12 protein-coding genes are annotated in these 15,305 nt (G+C 72.4%); 3 read left to right on the forward strand and 9 right to left on the reverse strand.

Annotation, left to right across the window (positions count from 1 at the left end; translation table 11 throughout):
- Nucleotides 1–39: 39 nt before the first annotated feature.
- The 6 genes from ACFWEP_RS20435 to ACFWEP_RS20460 all read right to left on the reverse strand — a co-directional run bounded on the left by ACFWEP_RS20435 (nt 40) and on the right by ACFWEP_RS20460 (nt 6,963).
- Nucleotides 40–825, reverse strand: a complete 786-nt coding sequence (locus ACFWEP_RS20435) for a DUF1684 domain-containing protein (RefSeq protein ID WP_387371702.1) — start codon at nt 823–825, stop codon at nt 40–42.
- A gap of 4 nt (nt 826–829) precedes the next feature.
- Nucleotides 830–2,110 (reverse strand): NtaA/DmoA family FMN-dependent monooxygenase, encoded by a 1,281-nt coding sequence (locus ACFWEP_RS20440; protein WP_387371712.1) that lies wholly within the window; start codon nt 2,108–2,110, stop codon nt 830–832.
- A gap of 14 nt (nt 2,111–2,124) precedes the next feature.
- Entirely contained in the window at nt 2,125–3,201 is a 1,077-nt protein-coding gene (locus tag ACFWEP_RS20445) for an LLM class flavin-dependent oxidoreductase (protein WP_387371703.1), read from the reverse strand.
- A 155-nt stretch (nt 3,202–3,356) separates the two neighbouring features.
- A complete protein-coding gene (locus ACFWEP_RS20450; RefSeq protein WP_387371713.1) occupies nt 3,357–4,109 on the reverse strand; it encodes an amino acid ABC transporter ATP-binding protein in 753 nt (250 codons plus the stop codon).
- 119 nt (nt 4,110–4,228) lie between these two features.
- Nucleotides 4,229–6,070: an FAD/NAD(P)-binding protein gene (locus tag ACFWEP_RS20455; RefSeq protein ID WP_387371704.1), complete on the reverse strand. Its 1,842-nt coding sequence runs from the start codon at nt 6,068–6,070 to the stop codon at nt 4,229–4,231.
- On the reverse strand, nt 6,067–6,963 hold the full coding sequence (locus ACFWEP_RS20460) for an amino acid ABC transporter permease (protein ID WP_387371705.1): 897 nt from the start codon (nt 6,961–6,963) through the stop codon (nt 6,067–6,069). Before ACFWEP_RS20460 ends, ACFWEP_RS20455 begins: the two co-directional genes overlap by 4 nt.
- Nucleotides 6,964–7,514: 551 nt before the next feature.
- Between ACFWEP_RS20460 and ACFWEP_RS20465 the strand changes: the two genes are divergently transcribed.
- Nucleotides 7,515–8,447, forward strand: coding sequence for an ABC transporter substrate-binding protein (locus tag ACFWEP_RS20465; RefSeq protein ID WP_387371706.1), 933 nt, complete (start codon nt 7,515–7,517; stop codon nt 8,445–8,447).
- Between the two features lie 52 nt (nt 8,448–8,499).
- On the opposite strand, the gene ACFWEP_RS20470 is transcribed toward ACFWEP_RS20465, so the two are convergent.
- The gene (locus ACFWEP_RS20470; RefSeq protein WP_387371707.1) at nt 8,500–9,711 is read right to left on the reverse strand and encodes a DUF5685 family protein; all 1,212 of its coding nucleotides are present in this window, start codon (nt 9,709–9,711) and stop codon (nt 8,500–8,502) included.
- Between the two features lie 313 nt (nt 9,712–10,024).
- Between ACFWEP_RS20470 and ACFWEP_RS20475 the strand changes: the two genes are divergently transcribed.
- On the forward strand, nt 10,025–10,468 hold the full coding sequence (locus ACFWEP_RS20475; RefSeq protein ID WP_387371708.1) for a cell division protein SepF: 444 nt from the start codon (nt 10,025–10,027) through the stop codon (nt 10,466–10,468).
- Nucleotides 10,469–10,520: 52 nt separating this feature from the next.
- Here the strand turns inward: ACFWEP_RS20475 and ACFWEP_RS20480 are convergent, their stop codons facing one another.
- Nucleotides 10,521–11,738 (reverse strand): acyl-CoA dehydrogenase family protein, encoded by a 1,218-nt coding sequence (locus ACFWEP_RS20480; protein WP_387371709.1) that lies wholly within the window; start codon nt 11,736–11,738, stop codon nt 10,521–10,523.
- A 271-nt stretch (nt 11,739–12,009) separates the two neighbouring features.
- Entirely contained in the window at nt 12,010–13,773 is a 1,764-nt protein-coding gene (locus tag ACFWEP_RS20485) for an MFS transporter (RefSeq protein ID WP_387371710.1), read from the reverse strand.
- Between the two features lie 475 nt (nt 13,774–14,248).
- Here ACFWEP_RS20485 and ACFWEP_RS20490 point away from each other — a divergent pair, with 475 nt between their 5' ends.
- Nucleotides 14,249–15,262 carry a phosphatase PAP2 family protein gene (locus ACFWEP_RS20490; RefSeq protein ID WP_387371711.1) on the forward strand — a complete coding sequence of 338 codons (1,014 nt, stop codon included), beginning with the start codon at nt 14,249–14,251 and terminating at the stop codon, nt 15,260–15,262.
- Nucleotides 15,263–15,305: the final 43 nt, after the last annotated feature.

Genomic DNA, 15,305 nt, shown 5'->3' on the forward strand with positions numbered 1-15,305 from the left:
GCGTACGGGCTGCCGGGGCCGGGGCCGGGTGACACGGACTCAGCCGTCGAGCCGCTTCCGCTCCCCCGCGGGGACGGCGATCTGGAGGGTGTTGCCCGGCGGCGGGAAGGGGCAGATGAAGTGATCGGCGAAGGCGCACGGCGGCAGCAGGGCGCGGTTGAAGTCGACCGTCACCGAGCCGTCAGCCGCCGGGGCGGCGGGCCGCAGGAAGCGGAACCGGAAGCTGCCCACGCCGCTGGTCGCGTCGGCGAAGACGATCCACAGCGACCCGTCCGGCTCGACCGCGGCCTGGAGGGTGTGCTCACTCCCGTCCACCACGAACGTCACCTCGCCCGCGAGTTGGAGACCCCGCTCGACGCCGTCCGCGTTCTTCACCCGGACGGTGCGGTCCGCGTACCCGCGGAAGGTGCCGGGCAGGCTCCAGCGGGCGTCGTGACCGGCCGCCTCGATGGACCTGAACGCACGCCGGGCCGGGGACGCCGGATCGAAGTCCCGGACCGCCCAGAGACCCTCGCGGCGGACCACGACGAAGCGCCGTCCGCCGAGGGCCACCCGGGCGTCGTCGGCCGGCCCGAGGTCGGGGCCGAGACGGACGTCGCCGGTCAGCGGCTTGCCGTCGACGGTCAGTCCGTCCTCGGCGCCGGCGGTCAGAACGAGATCGTCACCGTCCGCGCGCCACTCTCCCGGGACGGCCGGAATTCGCCCTTCCGGGTAGTCGGCGAGCCAGTGGGTACCGGCCAGCGAGAGCGGCCCGTAGGGTGCCGCCGCCGCCGCGATGCGCCCCTCGTGCCAGCTCCGCCATTCCTGCTGTGCGTGCGTGCTCATGCGCTCAACCTTTCCATACGGGTTCGGCCAGCCCGAGGTGTTCCCGCAGGGTGGAACCGGTGTACTCGGAGCGGAAGGCTCCGCGCTCCTGGAGGAGGGGAACGACCCGGTCGACGAAGGCGTCCAGACCGCCGGGGGTCAGGTGCGGCACCAGGATGAAGCCGTCCGCCGCCTTCCGGTCGACGAAGTCGGTCAGTCCGGCGGCCACGGTCTCCGGGCTGCCGACGAAGGACTGCCGGGTGGCGCTCTCGATCACGGTCTCCCGGATGGAGAGTCCCTTCTCCTCCGACAGTGCCCGCCATTTCGCGGCCACGGCGAACGGGTCGGCGACCCGGACCCGGCCCTGCACGAACCCGGAGTCCGGCTCCGGGTCCACCGAAGGGAACGGCCCGTCGGGATCGTACGAGGACAGGTCACGGCCCCACACCTGCTCGAGGGCGAGGATCGCGTTCTGCGGGGAGACTTGGAGACGGCGGATCTCGGCGGCCTCCTGCTGGGCCTCCGCGTCGGTGTCGGCGACCACGACCGTGACACCGGGCATGATCTTCAGGTCGTCGGAGTCCCGGCCGTACTTCGCGAGGCGCCCCTTGACGTCGGCCCAGAACGCGCGTCCGGCCTCCAGGGTGCCGTGGCGGGTGAAGATGACGTCGGCGGCACCGGCCGCGAACTCCCGGCCCTCGTCGGAGTCCCCGGCCTGGATGACGACCGGATGCCCTTGCGGGGAGCGGGGGACGGTGAACTCCCCGGAGATGTCGAAGTGGCGGCCGTGGTGCGCGAACGGGCGGGGCACGCCGTCCGGAGTCCAGGAATCCCACAACTCCCGTGCGGCGGCAACGAATTCGGCGGCCCGGGTATAGCGGTCCGCGCGGTCGAGGAAGCCACCGCGGCGGAAGTTCTCACCGGTGAAGGCGTCCGAGGAGGTGACCACGTTCCACGCCGCGCGGCCACCGCTGAGGTGGTCGAGGGTGGCGAACCGGCGGGCCAGCTCGTACGGCTCGTTGAAGGTCGCGTTGACCGTGGCGGCGAGCCCGAGCCGGTCGGTGACGGCGGCGAGCGCGTTCAGCACGGTGAGGGACTCGGGCCGCCCGACGACGTCGAGGTCGTGGACGCGCCCGTCGTACTCGCGCAGCCGGAGCCCCTCCGCGAGGAAGAAGAAGTCGAACTTGCCGCGCTCGGCGGTCCTGGCCAGATGTTCGAAGGAGGCGAAGTCGATCTGACTGCCGGACCGGGGGTCCGACCAGACCGTGGTGCTGTTGACGCCCGGGAAGTGGGCCGCCAGATGCATCTGCCGGTGCGCGGTCATCGCCGTTCCCCCGGCGTCCGGGCGAGCGCGTAGCGGCTGGCGGGGCGGGCGAGGCCGAGGTGCTCGCGGAGGGTGTGGCCGGGGTGGAAGGTGCGGAAGAGGCTGCGGTGCTGGAGGAGGGCCACGGTGCCGTTGACGATCCTTTCGAGGTCGCGGGCCGGAGTGATGGGGGTGAGGTGGAAGCCGTCCGCCGCACCCGCCCGGTACCACTGCGAGATGAGTTCGGCGAGGTCCACCGGCCCGCCCCGGAAATAGGTGCCGTGACCGGCCAGCGGCGGACCGCTCTCCAGCCCCGGTTCGGGTGCGGTCTCCGCGTCGCCGAGGTCGACCGCGAGCGCGACCAGCACTCTGAGCTCGCGCGCGGAGCGGCCGTGCGCGGCGGCCAGCCGGTGGACGTCCGCGCGGGCGGCGGCTGCCTGTTCGGGCGTGGTGGCCCGGACGTGCACCACGTCCGCGTGGCGGGCCGCGACCGCCCGGGCGGAGGCGGTGGTGCCGTCGATCACCGTGACGGGCCGCCCCTGCGGGGGCCTCGGCACGATGGCGGGGCCGCGTACGGAGAAGGCCTCGCCCTCGAAGTCGATGTGGTGCACCTTGTCCCGGTCGATGAACCGGCCGGTGGCGGTGTCCCTGATCTCGGCGTCGTCCTCCCAGCTGTCCCAGAGCCGCGCGCCCGCGTCGGCGGCCTCCCCCGCCTCGCGCCACAGGGCCTCGGCGGGCGCGGCGGGCCGCCGGCCGAAGAGCCGGGCCACGGCCTCCGTCGACGAGACGTCGGCACTCCAGCCGGCCCTGCCCCGGCTCACCCAGTCCAGGGTGGCGACGGCGGACGAGACGTGGAAGGGCTCGGTGTGCGTGGTGTCGACGGTCGGGACGAGCCCGATCCGGTCGGTGGCGGGCGCGATCCGGGCGAGCACGGAGAGCGCGTCGGGTCCGGGCCGGGCGAAGGAGTCGCCGAGGGTCACGTAGTCGAGGGCGCCGCCCTCGGCGAGCCGCGCCAGACCGAGATAGTGGTCCGGCTCGTATCGGGGCGGGCCACCGATCTCGGCGGCCAGATGGAGGGGTCTGCCGGTGGTCATGCGGGCCTTCCGGGAACTGGGCGATGGGGGGTTGACGGTCGGTTCGAGAGGATCCGCGGGCTTCGAGAGGATCCGTGGGTCCGAAGGGGGTCGTAGCTTCCGTGCGGACGGAGTCGAGCGGCCGGGCAGAGCGGCCCGTGGCGGGACCGCCGCTCCTACAGGACCTTGGAGAGGAAGGCGCGGGTGCGCTCCCGGGTGGGCCGGTCGAGCACCTCGGCGGGCGGCCCCTGCTCGACGATGCGCCCCTCGTCCATGAAGACGACGGTGTCGGCCACTTCGCGGGCGAAGCCGATCTCGTGGGTGACCACGATCATGGTGGTGCCCTGCTCGGCCAGATCCTTGATCACGTCGAGGACTTCGCCGACGAGTTCGGGGTCGAGCGCGGAGGTCGGCTCGTCGAAGAGGAGCAGCTTCGGCTCCAGCGCGAGGGCACGCGCGATGGCGACCCGCTGCTGCTGCCCACCGGAGAGCTGCCGGGGGTAGGCCGCCGCCTTGTCGGAGAGGCCCACCCGCTCCAGCAGCCGCTCGGCCGTGGCGATCGCCTCGCCCCGGGGGCGGCGCAGCGCGGAGACGGGCGCCTCGATGATGTTCTCCACCACGGTGAGGTGGGGGAAGAGGTGGAAACTCTGGAAGACGAAGCCGATCCGGGTGCGCCGGCGAAGCACCTCGCGCTCGCGCAGTTCGTACAGCTTGTCGCCGTCCCTGCGGTAGCCGATGAGGTCGCCGTCCACGGTGATCCAGCCGCGGTCGGCCTTCTCCAGGTGGTTGATGGTGCGCAGCAGGGTGGATTTGCCGGAGCCGGAGGGGCCGAGGACGACGGTCACCTCGCCGGGCCGGACGGTGAGGTCGATGCCGCGCAGCACCTCGGCCGAGCCGAAGCTCTTGTGCAGGGCTCGGATCTCGACCATGGGTGGCGCTTCGGTGGTGGTGAGCGACATGGCACTTCCTCGCAAGCGGTTCGGGGCGGCGGACGCGGTACGGGTGGGTACGGTCCGGCCGGTGGGGTGCGGGAGGGTCTCCGCCCGGGTCAGTTGGCGAATACGGGGCGCCCGGCGAGGGCGCGCAGGAAGGTGAGTGCGGTACGGGCGGTGGCGTCGTTCTGGCCGAACGCGGGGCCTCCGGTGCGCGGCCGGGTGAAGGCGCCCGACGCGCGTGCCGTGGTGAAGGGGCCGAGGGCGAAGCGCCGGGGATGGGTGGTGCCGTCGCGGTCCTGTATCCCGCCGTCGAGCGGGGAGACCTGGAGGAGGCCGTTCTCGGTGACGGCCGCCCCGTCCTCATACAGTCCGCGCAGGAGCGGGCTGCTGGTGTGCCGCAGGGAGGGTGACGGGAGGCGTGCCTCGACGAGTGCCCGGGCCTCGGTGCGCGCGCCGGGGACGGTGGGACTGCCTGCCCGGAAGACGCCCTGCTCCTCGTCCGTCTCGACGGTCGTGTCGGCGCCGAGGAAGCGGACGACTCCGGCGCGGGAGAGGGCGAGCAGCTGTTCGAGCCGGGGGCCGGGTGGACCGGAAGCGATATAGCTGAAGAACCCCTGCCAGCTGTCGCCGGTGTCCCCGAGGGCGATCAGCTGGACGTAGGCGGAGAGGAGTCCGAAGAACACGGCCAGATCCTGCGAGTACGCGTCGTCATGGCGTCGCGCCAGATCAGCCGTGATGTGGTCGCGCAGGGCTCCCTGGAGGGCCTCCTGGTCGGGGAGGGTGACGCCGCTCAAGGGACGGTCGAGCGCGTCCAGGTCGAGGCGGTCCGCCGGATCGGGTACGGACCGGGCCACCAGTTCGGCGAGTTCGGCGCTGTCCGGCTCGGCGGCTTCGTAGCTCTCCTGGAATTCCTCCCAGCCGACGGTGGTGCGTCCGGGGTGCGCGGTGAAGAGCCGGTGGTAGTGGGCGTGGGCGAGTTCGCGGGCGATGAGCGGCCAGACGTCGCGTCGGAAGTCCAACGGGCCTGGAGCGGCGAGGAGTTCCTTGACGCGTTCGGGTCCGAGATGGTGCGGCAGCGGCGGACGCTCGCCCTCCCAGCCGTAGCCGATCTTCGAGCGGTAGGGAACTCCGCGCCGGGACCCGACGTACAGGACGGGTTCACGTCCGGACGGGTGGTAGACGCCGTCCTCGTACCGGCCGCCCCGGCCCTCGGTGAGGAGAACCATCAGGTCCACGAAGGCCAGTCCGAAGCCCCGGACGAGGACGGGCTCGCCCGGGCGGAGTGCGCCGAGGTCGGTGTCGGCGGTGAAGTCGGGCGGCAGGTGCACCAGTTGGTGGCGCAGCGCGAAAGCGGACAACTCCCTCTGCTCGTCGTCCGGTTCGGCATCCAGGTGGCCGACCGTGAGGACGACGAGGTCGGCCAGGAGGGGTTCGGTGCGCCCTTCCAGCCAGACCCGCTGCCGGCCGTCGCGGGGGCCGGTGACGCGCAGGGCGCGGGTGGGGTGTTCGTGCACGGTGATCCCGGCGGGCAGGGCGGCGGCGGACTCCTCGTAGAACCAGCGCAGGTAGACGCTCTGGAGTCGGCGAGTGGGGAAGTCCTGGCCGGTCAGGGCGTGGATCTCCGCGAGGACGGCGGGTTCGGCGTCGACGGTGATGCGGCCCGCTCTGACCTCCTCGGCCCAGGCGTCCAGGGCGGGCCCCGGTCGGACCGGGCCCTCCTGGCGCACCGTCTCGTCGGTGAAGACGGTGACGTCCTGGGCCATGGAGTTCATCCAGAGCAGCGGGGACTGGTCGTGGCGCCATATGCGCCCGCCGCCGGCGGGGTGGGGGTCCACGAGGTGGATGTCCAGCGGAGCGCCCGCGTACAGCTCGGCGGCGTTGGCCGCGATGCGCTCGATCAGTCCGGTGCCGCGGGGTCCGGCGCCGATGACGACGAGGGTGGGTACGGGGGTCATCGGGCGTCCGCCGTTCCGCGTGCGTAGTAGCGCTCGACGTAGTGCTGGCCGATGCTGAGGAGGGAGGTGACGACGACGTACCAGATGGTGGCGACCAGCAGCAACGGGATGATCTGGTAGGTGCGGTGGTACACGAGCTGCACGGAGTAGAGCAGGTCCTGCACGGCGATGATGCTGACGATCGAGGTGCCCTTGAGCGCGCCGATCAGCATGTTCCCGGCCGGCGGCACGATGGACCGCATCGCCTGCGGCAGCACGATCCGGCGGAACCGGCGCCAGGGGCCCAGCCCCAGGGACTGGGCGGCCTCCAACTGCCCGCGTTCCACCGAGAGGATGCCGCCGCGCACCACTTCGGCGGCGTACGCGGCTTCGTGCAGGGTGAGACCGACGACGGCGACGGTGACGGGGCCCAGCAGATTCACGGTGTTGACCCCGAGGATCTCGGGGTAGAGCGCACCGATGTTGAACCAGAACAGCAGCTGGACCAGGATCGGGGTGGACCGGAAGAGCCAGACGTATCCCCAACTCGTCGCCTTGAGCACGCGGTTGCCGGAGAGGCGCATCACCGCGAGCAGCGTTCCCAGGGCGAAGCCGAGCACCATCACGACGGCCGTCAGCCAGAGGGTCAGACCGAGCCCCCGCAGCACCGAGTCGGTGGTGAAGTACTGCCCGACGACGCCCCATTGGAACGCGTCGTTGCGGACCACGGAGACGAGGACGAGGCCCAGCAGGGCGAGGACGACCGCGGCGGCCGCCCACTGGCCCGTGCGGCGCACCGGGACGATGCGGGGGACGACGTCCGTGCCGGCGTGTTCGGACCGGGGCGGGTCCGCCGCGGATTTCGGGTCGGAGGAGTGGGACGCGGAGGTGAGGGACTCTGTCTGCGCGGACATGCTGGGGCTCCGTGGATGCGGGATCGAACACGGGGCGCGACTTCACAGCGAGCACGAGGCGGACCAGGCCCCTCAGCACTGGTCCTCCCCTGAGATAAGCGGCGTACGCGCTCCGCTGTCAAGCCTGTCCACACTGTGGGCCGCAGCCGGGCGGCAGTTGACGCACCACCGAATGCCTGTTCAACTGAGCGCATGTATTCGCAGCAGTGGCTGGTCACCCGCTCCCACATCGACTTCGGTCGTGTGTGGTCCTGTTCCTGTTGAGCTGACGCCCTGCTCCTCCTCGCACGCTCGCGCCTTCGCGTGTCTCCGTGCGTTCCTCCCCGCGTGACTTCACCCGCACGAGAGCTCCCTCCCCTCCCCTCGTACAGCTGACCTGACGACCTCCCGCTCCGCCCCGCGCCGCCCCAGGGCCGTGTCCGGCGGGGGCGGTCGGCATACCCCGGTAGATCCACCACTTCCGCGTGAACCAGCACGCCCGGCACGTCCGGCACGCCTCGGCGCGTCCGGCGCGTCCCGGCGCGCCCCGACGAATCTGGAGCAGCCGCACCATGCCCCGTACCCGGCACACCGTCACCTTCGCCCTGATCACCGCCGCCACCCTCGCGCTCGCCGGATGCGGGACGGGCGACCCCGCCACGGCACAGGCGGCCGGCACCGCCGCCGCGGACACCCCGAAGAACGACGTGGTGTCCGCCGTGAAGAAGGACGACGCGGCGGCGGCCCTGCTGCCGGCCGACGTCCGTTCGGCGGGAACGCTGAGAATCGCCAGCGCCGCGGGCGCACCGCCGGGAGCGTTCTACGAGGCGGACGGCAAGACCCTGTCCGGGGCGGACGTCGACTTCGCCGACGCGGTGGCCCGCAAGCTCGGTCTGAAGCTCCACCGCGAGGTGGCCTCCTTCGAGGCGATCCTGCCCGCGCTCGGCAGCGGCAAGTACGACGTGGGCACCGGCAACTTCGGTGTCACCGACGAACGGCGGGCGACGATCGACTTCGTCACGTACATCAATGACGGCCAGGGCTTCGCCGTGCGCAAGGACAGCAAGCTGAAGGAGGTCACCGACCTCACCCAGCTGTGCGGGCTGAAGGTCGCCACGGGCGCGGGGACGACCTTCGAGGTGACGCTGGAGAAGAACAAGGGGCTGTGCTCCGCGGCGGGCGAGAAGCCCTACACCGTGCAGACCTTCGCCGATCCGACCTCGATCTGGATCGGGCTCCAGCAGGGCCGGATCGACGTGGTGATGTCGACGATCAACGGGCTGCGCTACGCGGTGACCCAGCAGAAGGACGTCCGCTTCCTCAACGAGTTCAAGCGGCTCGACGTCGGCTTCGCCTTCAAGAAGGGCACCCCGCTGGCCCCCGCCTTCCAGGCCGCGGTGAACAGCCTCAAGAAGGACGGCACCTACGACCGCATCCTGGAGAAGTGGGGCACCACCGAGTCGGCGATCGGGACCTCGCAGATCTCTCCGCCCGAGATCAAGTGAGGCCGCGCGGCGACGACGGACAGGGGCAGCACGTCGGTGGCGCCCGGCGGGCTCAGCAGTCGCAACCGCAGTCGCAGCAGCACCCGTCGCCGCAGTTGGAGCAGCAGTCGGAGCAGTTCGAGCAGCAGTCGCAGCACTCGCAGCAGTCCGCGTCGTTGCACAGCCCCTCGCGCCGCTGCCGCGACCAGGGGCCGTCGTAGGTCCCGCAGCACATCTGGCAGGTGCAGGCGAGTCCGGCCCAGACCAGGCAGCCGGCGATGAGCCCGCGCCGGTCACGGGGCGGCCGCGGGGGCTCGGGCGGCGGTGCCGTCGGGCCCCCGGGGGCGTGCGGGCCGCCGGGGGCGTACGGGTTGCCGGGGGCGTACGGGTTGCCGGGAGGCGGTCCGTACGCCCCCCGGTGCGCGCAGGAGTCGGTGGCGAAGGCCCGGTCCACCGCGCGGCGCAGTTCGTGCACGAGCAGGACGTGTACCAGCTTGGCATCGCTGAACTCCGCGTCGGCGAGCGCCAGACGCACCCCGCGCACGGCGTCGTCGCAGAGCCTCCTGGCCTCCGCGAGCGGGGTCCCGGTGGCCGTGAGCGGGTTCCACGCCCCCGCCTCGGCGTCGGCCCGCTGGTCCTCCACGGCGTCCAGCAGGTGCGCGAGGCGCCCGAAGAGCCGTCCCGCCTCGGCGAGCGGGGCCGCGTTGCCCGGCCGGCCGGCGAGGACCGCGGTGTGCGCGAAGGCGGCGGCGGTGGCCGTCTCGGTGGGTTCGGTGACGAAGAGCAGCGGGGTGCCCGTCACGGCCAGCGCCTCGATCCCGGCCTGCCGGTCCACCGCGTCCACCAGGACCGAGGTGTCGAAGCCGAGGGCCGCGCCGCTGCGGGCCCCGGCCCGGTCCCAGCCCGCGGCGACCCGGCGGGCGGCGGCGGCGACCGGACGGTGCGCCAGCAGCCCGTCCCGGTCCGCGACATGGTCGCGGACCTTGGCGGAGGCGAGCACCAGGGAGACCGCGGCGGCGAGCCTGGCTCCCTCACCCCTGGCGACGGGCGCGGTCCGCATGGCGCGCAGCGGGCAGGGGCCGGCGGTGCGTCTTCCGGCCGCGACACGGCCGGTCTGAGCCTCCGTCAGGACCGAGACGATCAGACCGTCATAGTTCGTCACGATCCGGGCGAACTGCCCGTGATCGGAGCGGAGTGCGAGGCAGAGCCCGCAGAGATGGGCCATCCACTCGGCCTTGAGCCCTTCGCTCAGCCGGTGCGTACACGGCCTGACGATTCCGAACACGAACGTTCCCCCCGAGAACCCGAACGACCGGTCCGCGATCTCTCGCGCACCCACGCGTCGGTCATCGTACCGATCCGGTCGTTCACCCGTACGTCCTCTGCGTCACCCGTACGGACGGGAGCATCCTATTTTCTTCCTACAAGCCCCCTTATTCGGTCGTAACCCTGACGAACCGCCACATGTTCTGCATCAGTACCGTCACGAATCGCCTGCGCGCCGACTATCCACTTGGCGCGCTATCCGCATGATGGACGACCATAGGGATACGAAAGACATGCGGAACATCAGAGAACCGCGGTGAGAGGAGGCGTCCATGGGATCGGTACGCAAGGCGAGCGCCTGGCTGGGCCTCGTGGAGGACAACGACGAGCGCTACTACGACGACGAGTACTCCGAAGGCGCCGAGACGGGGACACACGGCCAGGCATGGGTGACCGACCCCCGGGTGCAGGTCGCCTCCGAGGCCGCCGAGGAGCGGGAACGCCGCATCGCCACGGTGACCCCCGACAGCTTCCGGGACGCGCGCACCATCGGCGAGCTGTTCCGGGAAGGCGTCCCGGTGATCCTGAACCTCACGGCCATGGATCCCGCGGACGCCAAGCGCGTGGTGGACTTCGCCGCCGGGCTGATCTTCGGCCTGCGCGGTTCGATCGACCGGGTCGCCACCCGGGTCTTCCTGCTGACCCCTGCCCACACCCACGTGGTCAGCGGCGAGGCCTCCGGCCGCCGGGCCGGCGGCTTCTTCAACCAGAGCTGAGCAGGGCGCTCGCCACGACGCTCCGGACGCCGGCCCGCGGAGGCGGTCGGCCCTACCGGAAGGCGTCCAGGCCGGTGAGCGCCTTGCCCAGCACCAGCTGGTGCATCTCGACGGTGCCCTCGTACGTGAGCACCGACTCCAGGTTCGTCGCATGCCGCATCACCGGGTACTCCAGCGAGATCCCGTTCGCACCGAGGACGGTGCGCGAGGTGCGGCAGATCTCGATCGCTTCCCGCACGTTGTTGAGTTTCCCGAAGCTGACCTGTTCCGGGCGGAGCGAGCCCGCATCCATCCGGCGGCCCAGATGGTGGGCGAGCAGGATGCCCTTGTGGAGCTCCACCGCCATGTCCGCGAGTTTGGCCTGGGTGAGCTGGAAGCCTCCGATGGGCCGGCCGAACTGTTCCCGGGTCCGCGCGTAGTCGACGGCGGCCTCGAAGCTCGACCGCGCGGCGCCCATGGCGCCCCAGACGATCCCGTACCGCGCGTGGCTCAGGCAGCTGAGCGGGCCGCGCAGCCCGATCACGCCCGGCAGCACCGCGTCGGCGGGCAGCCGCACCCCGTCCAGCACCAGCTCGCTGGTGACGGAGGCACGCAGCGACCACTTGTGCCTGATCTCCGGCGCGGAGAACCCGGGGCTGTCCGTGGGGACGACGAATCCCCTCACGCCCCGTCCCGCGTCGCCTTCGTCGGTCTGCGCCCAGACGACGGCGACCCCGGCGACCGAGCCGTTGGTGATCCACATCTTGCGGCCGGTGAGGATCCAGTCGTCCCCGTCGCGCTTCGCGTGGGTGCGCATCCCGGCGGGGTCGGATCCGTGGTCGGGCTCGGTCAGCCCGAAGCAGCCGATGACCTCGCCCGCCGCCATGGCGGGCAGCCACTGCCGCTTCTGCTCCTCGGAGCCGTAGCGGTGGATCGCGTACATGGCGAGCGAGCCCTGCACGGAGACGAGTGAGCGGATTCCCGAGTCGGCGGCTTCCAGCTCCAGGCAGGCGAGGCCGTACTGGACGGCCGAGGCGCCCGCGCAGCCGTACCCCTTCAGGGACATCCCCAGCGCTCCGAGCGAACCCAGTTCGCGGGCGAGCTCGCGGATGACGGGCAGTTCGCCCTTCTCGTACCACTCGGCGATGTGCGGCAGTACCCGGTCGGCCGCCCAGGCGCGGACGGTCGCGCGGATCGCGAGGTCCTCGGGGCCGAGGAGGTCGTCGATGCCGATCGGATCGCCCGGATCGAAGGGGGGCGGCTTCGGCCGGTCGTGCTCGGTGCTCTGCATGGTGCCTCCGGCGGCTCGCGCGTGCCCGGGACCGGGCCGGGTACGGGCACGGCCCCGGGCACCGAAAACCAGTGCCGCGTCAGCCAAGGTCTGCCCGTCGGGAGCGGCGTCCGGCGCGTGCTCCCGGCGTGCCGGGCCGGAAGCCCCCGTACTGGACGTACTCGGGCTTCCGGCCGGTGCGGCGAGAGTGCGTACCGGGCGTCGCGACGGGCCAAACCTTGGCTGACACGGCACTGGCAGTGGTAGTCAGGCTCACGGCCGACGCTACGGCTCAGCGGGGCGTGCGTCCAGAGCCGGTGACCTCGGCCGGTTCCCGTCGCGCCGCAGGCACGTCCCGGCCGGGCGGCAGGCCGGCCCGCTCCTGGTGGTCCGCCGCGCGGGGGCCGGCGATCCGGGGCTCCACACCGGTGCCGCACGGGTCCGGCGCGCACTCCATGGACCGCGGCAGCCGCATCGCGGCCAGCGCGCCGAGCAGCAGCAGTCCGGCGCTGACCAGCAAGGTGAGGTGCAGACCGTGCACGAACGCGTGCCGCGCGGTGGACCGCACCAGCCCCCCGGCAGGCCCGCCGAGCCGGTCCGCCACCTGGTACGCCTCGCCGAGGCTGTGCGAGGCGGCACTGCCCGCGGCGGCCGGTACGCCCTCCTTGTGCAGGGCGGCGAGGCCGGGGGCGTAGGCGGCGTTCATGACACTGCCCAGCAGGGCGATGCCGAGCCCGGCGCCGAGCTGGTACGAGGTCTCCCCGATCGCCGCCGCACCGCCCGCGCGGTCCGCGGGGACGTCGTTCAGCATCGACTCGTAGGCACCGAAGAGGGTGGTCTGCAGGCCGTAGCCCAGCGTCACGAAACCGGCGGTCAGCAGCGCCGGACGGTCGTGGCCGCCCATCAGGGTCAGCAGCAGTACCGAGGCGGCCGTCAGCACGAAGCCGAGCCCGACCATCCTGCGGGGGCCGAGGCGGCGCAGCGTGTACGTGCCCGTGGCCCCGGCGGCCATGGCCGCGAAGGTCAGCGGGAGCAGCCGCAGACCGGTCCGGAGCGGGCTGAGGTCCAGGACGAGCTGGAGGTACTGGACGGCGACGAGTTCGAGGCCGACCAGGGCCAGCATGGCGAGGACGATGCAGCCGACCGCCGTCGAGAAGGCGGGCCGGGTGAACATGCCGATGTCGATCAGCGGATGCGTCCGCCGCCGCTGACGGCGGACGAACAGGACGAGGAAGAGCACACCGGCCACCAGCGGGACGAGCGAGGCCGGATCGACGAAGCCCTCACCCGCGCCCATCCGCTTGACGCCCAGCACGGCACCGAGCACGCCGACGGCGGCCATCAGCGCGCCGAGCACGTCCCACGGGCCTTCGCCCGAGCCTCGCGACTCGGGCAGCAGCCGGCGGGCGGCCGGGAGCACCAGCACCATCAGCGGGACGTTGATGAGGAAGACCGATCCCCACCAGTAGTGCTCGACGAGGAAGCCGCCGATGACCGGTCCGGTGGCCGCGCCGACGGCGGCGACCGCCGTCCAGACCCCGATGGCGACGGCGCGCTCCCGGCGGTCGGGGAAGACCTGGCGCAGGATCGACAAGGTGGCCGGCATGATCATCGCGCCGCCGACCCCGAGCAGGGCCCGGGCCGCAACGAGTATCCCGGGACTGCCCGCGAACGCGGCGAGTGCGGAGGCGGCGCCGAAGAGCGCGTACCCGCAGAGCAGCACCCGCCGTCTGCCGACCCGGTCCCCGAGGGTGCCGAAGAGGATCAGCAGCGAGGCGCAGACCAGCGGGTAGGCGTCCACGATCCACAGCAGGGCGACCGGCCCGGGCCGCAGGTCCTCGGTGACGGCCGGTACGGCGACGTGCAGCACGGTCGAGTCCAGCGCGACGAGCAACAGGCTGAGGCAGAGCACCACCAGGACGACCCAGCGACTCCTGCCGGACCCCGGACCGTGGGCGGAACCCGTCGCGGAGGCGGGATCCGGGCGCTTACCGAAGCCGGAGCTCCGGGTGGTGGCCGCGCGCGGGGCGCTTTCGGCCGCGTTCCTCCCGGGCATCTGCGTACCTCCCATGTGTCCCTCGCGCTCGGCGGACCGGAGCGGCATTGGTGCGCGGCGCCCCCGGGGCCCGGCATCGACGGGCGAGTGAGCCGTCAGCGTACGCGAGACCTCCGCCGCCACACGTGGCCCAACTCATACCCCCAGCCCCAGGTGTTGTGGCGTGCGCCACACCCGACCCCGCCCGGCGCCCGCTCCGCCGCGCCCCCTGAGGAGAGGGCCGGGGCCCCTGCCTCCCGGGCGGCGACGGGCGGAGAAAGGGCGGGAGAAAATGGGGCGCGTCTTCTCCGGGGAATTGGACCGGCCGTCACGCGGCCTTGACGGAACTACCCGGAAGGAGGAGAAGACCCGATCCCGTTGTTTTTCCTCCGGGACCGCAAAACGGCACGTCCGGCGACATGGGTCACATCACATCGTCATCACAAACCCGTGGGATCGACCGGGTCACACACTCACTCGCTGTAACGTCGATTGGGTGCGTACCGACATCTTTGCCCGGCTGGACCGGGAGCCGGAACCGCCGAAGATAGAGATCCCGCGGATGAGTCGTCACCGTGTGGCCCTCTTCGGCGGGACGTTGGCGTTCTATCTCGTCATCGTCCACCTGGTCCTGATCTCGTCGTGGCTGGTGGCTCTGGACTGGAAGGTCATGCTCTTCCGGCCGTACCAGCAGTGGCCGTCGCTGCACGCCTTCCTCGACTACTACGTCGTGCTGGGGCAGCGGGGACCGACCGCGGTGATGATCGCGAGCTGGCTCGGCTGGCGCTCCTGGCGGCAGCACACCTTGCGGCCGCTGCTCACGCTCGGCGCCGCCCTGCTGCTGCTCAACGCGTCGGTGGGAGGCGTCAAGCACGTCCTCGGGCGCCTCGGCCCGCATTACGCGACGCAGATCGGGTCGGCCGAACTCTTCGCCGGCGGCGATATATTTCCGTCCGGGCACACCGCCAACGCCGTCGTGACCTGGGGAATCCTCGCCTACCTGGCCACCACCCCGAGGGCCAGGCGCTATCTGTCGGCGATCTCGGCGACGGTGTCACTGGGCGTGGGGCTCACCACCGTGTACATCGGCACGCACTGGCTCAGCGACGTCCTGCTGGGCTGGGCGGCGGGGCTCCTGGTCCTGCTGGCCCTGCCCTGGACGGAGCCGCTCATCACCCGCACCGAGCAGCTGATCCTGGCCGGCCGCGAGCGCTGGCGGCAGCGGGGGAGCCGCCGGGCGAGCATCTCCGTCCCGGTCGCCACGGGCGGCCATCGGCCCGCCCTTCCGTTCGCGGGCGCTTCCGGCGGTGCCGCCCCCGGGGGGACGGAGGCCGTCCCGGGGCTGATGCCCGCCGGTGCCCCCGCCCGTACCCGCCCGGCCCCGCACGGGGCGCACCCGTTGCGCGCGGAGCGCTCCCCGGGAGCCCCGGCGGGTTCCCGGCGGCCGTCGCACCCGGACCGGCCGCCCCGGGGCGCCACCACCCCGGCCCGCCCGATGTCGGGCGGCTGAGCGCGCACCGCAGCACCGCGGCGCACGGTTCAGGCCCCGGCTC

It is taken from the genome of Streptomyces sp. NPDC060198 (assembly GCF_042728415.1).
GTDB lineage: Bacteria > Actinomycetota > Actinomycetes > Streptomycetales > Streptomycetaceae > Streptomyces.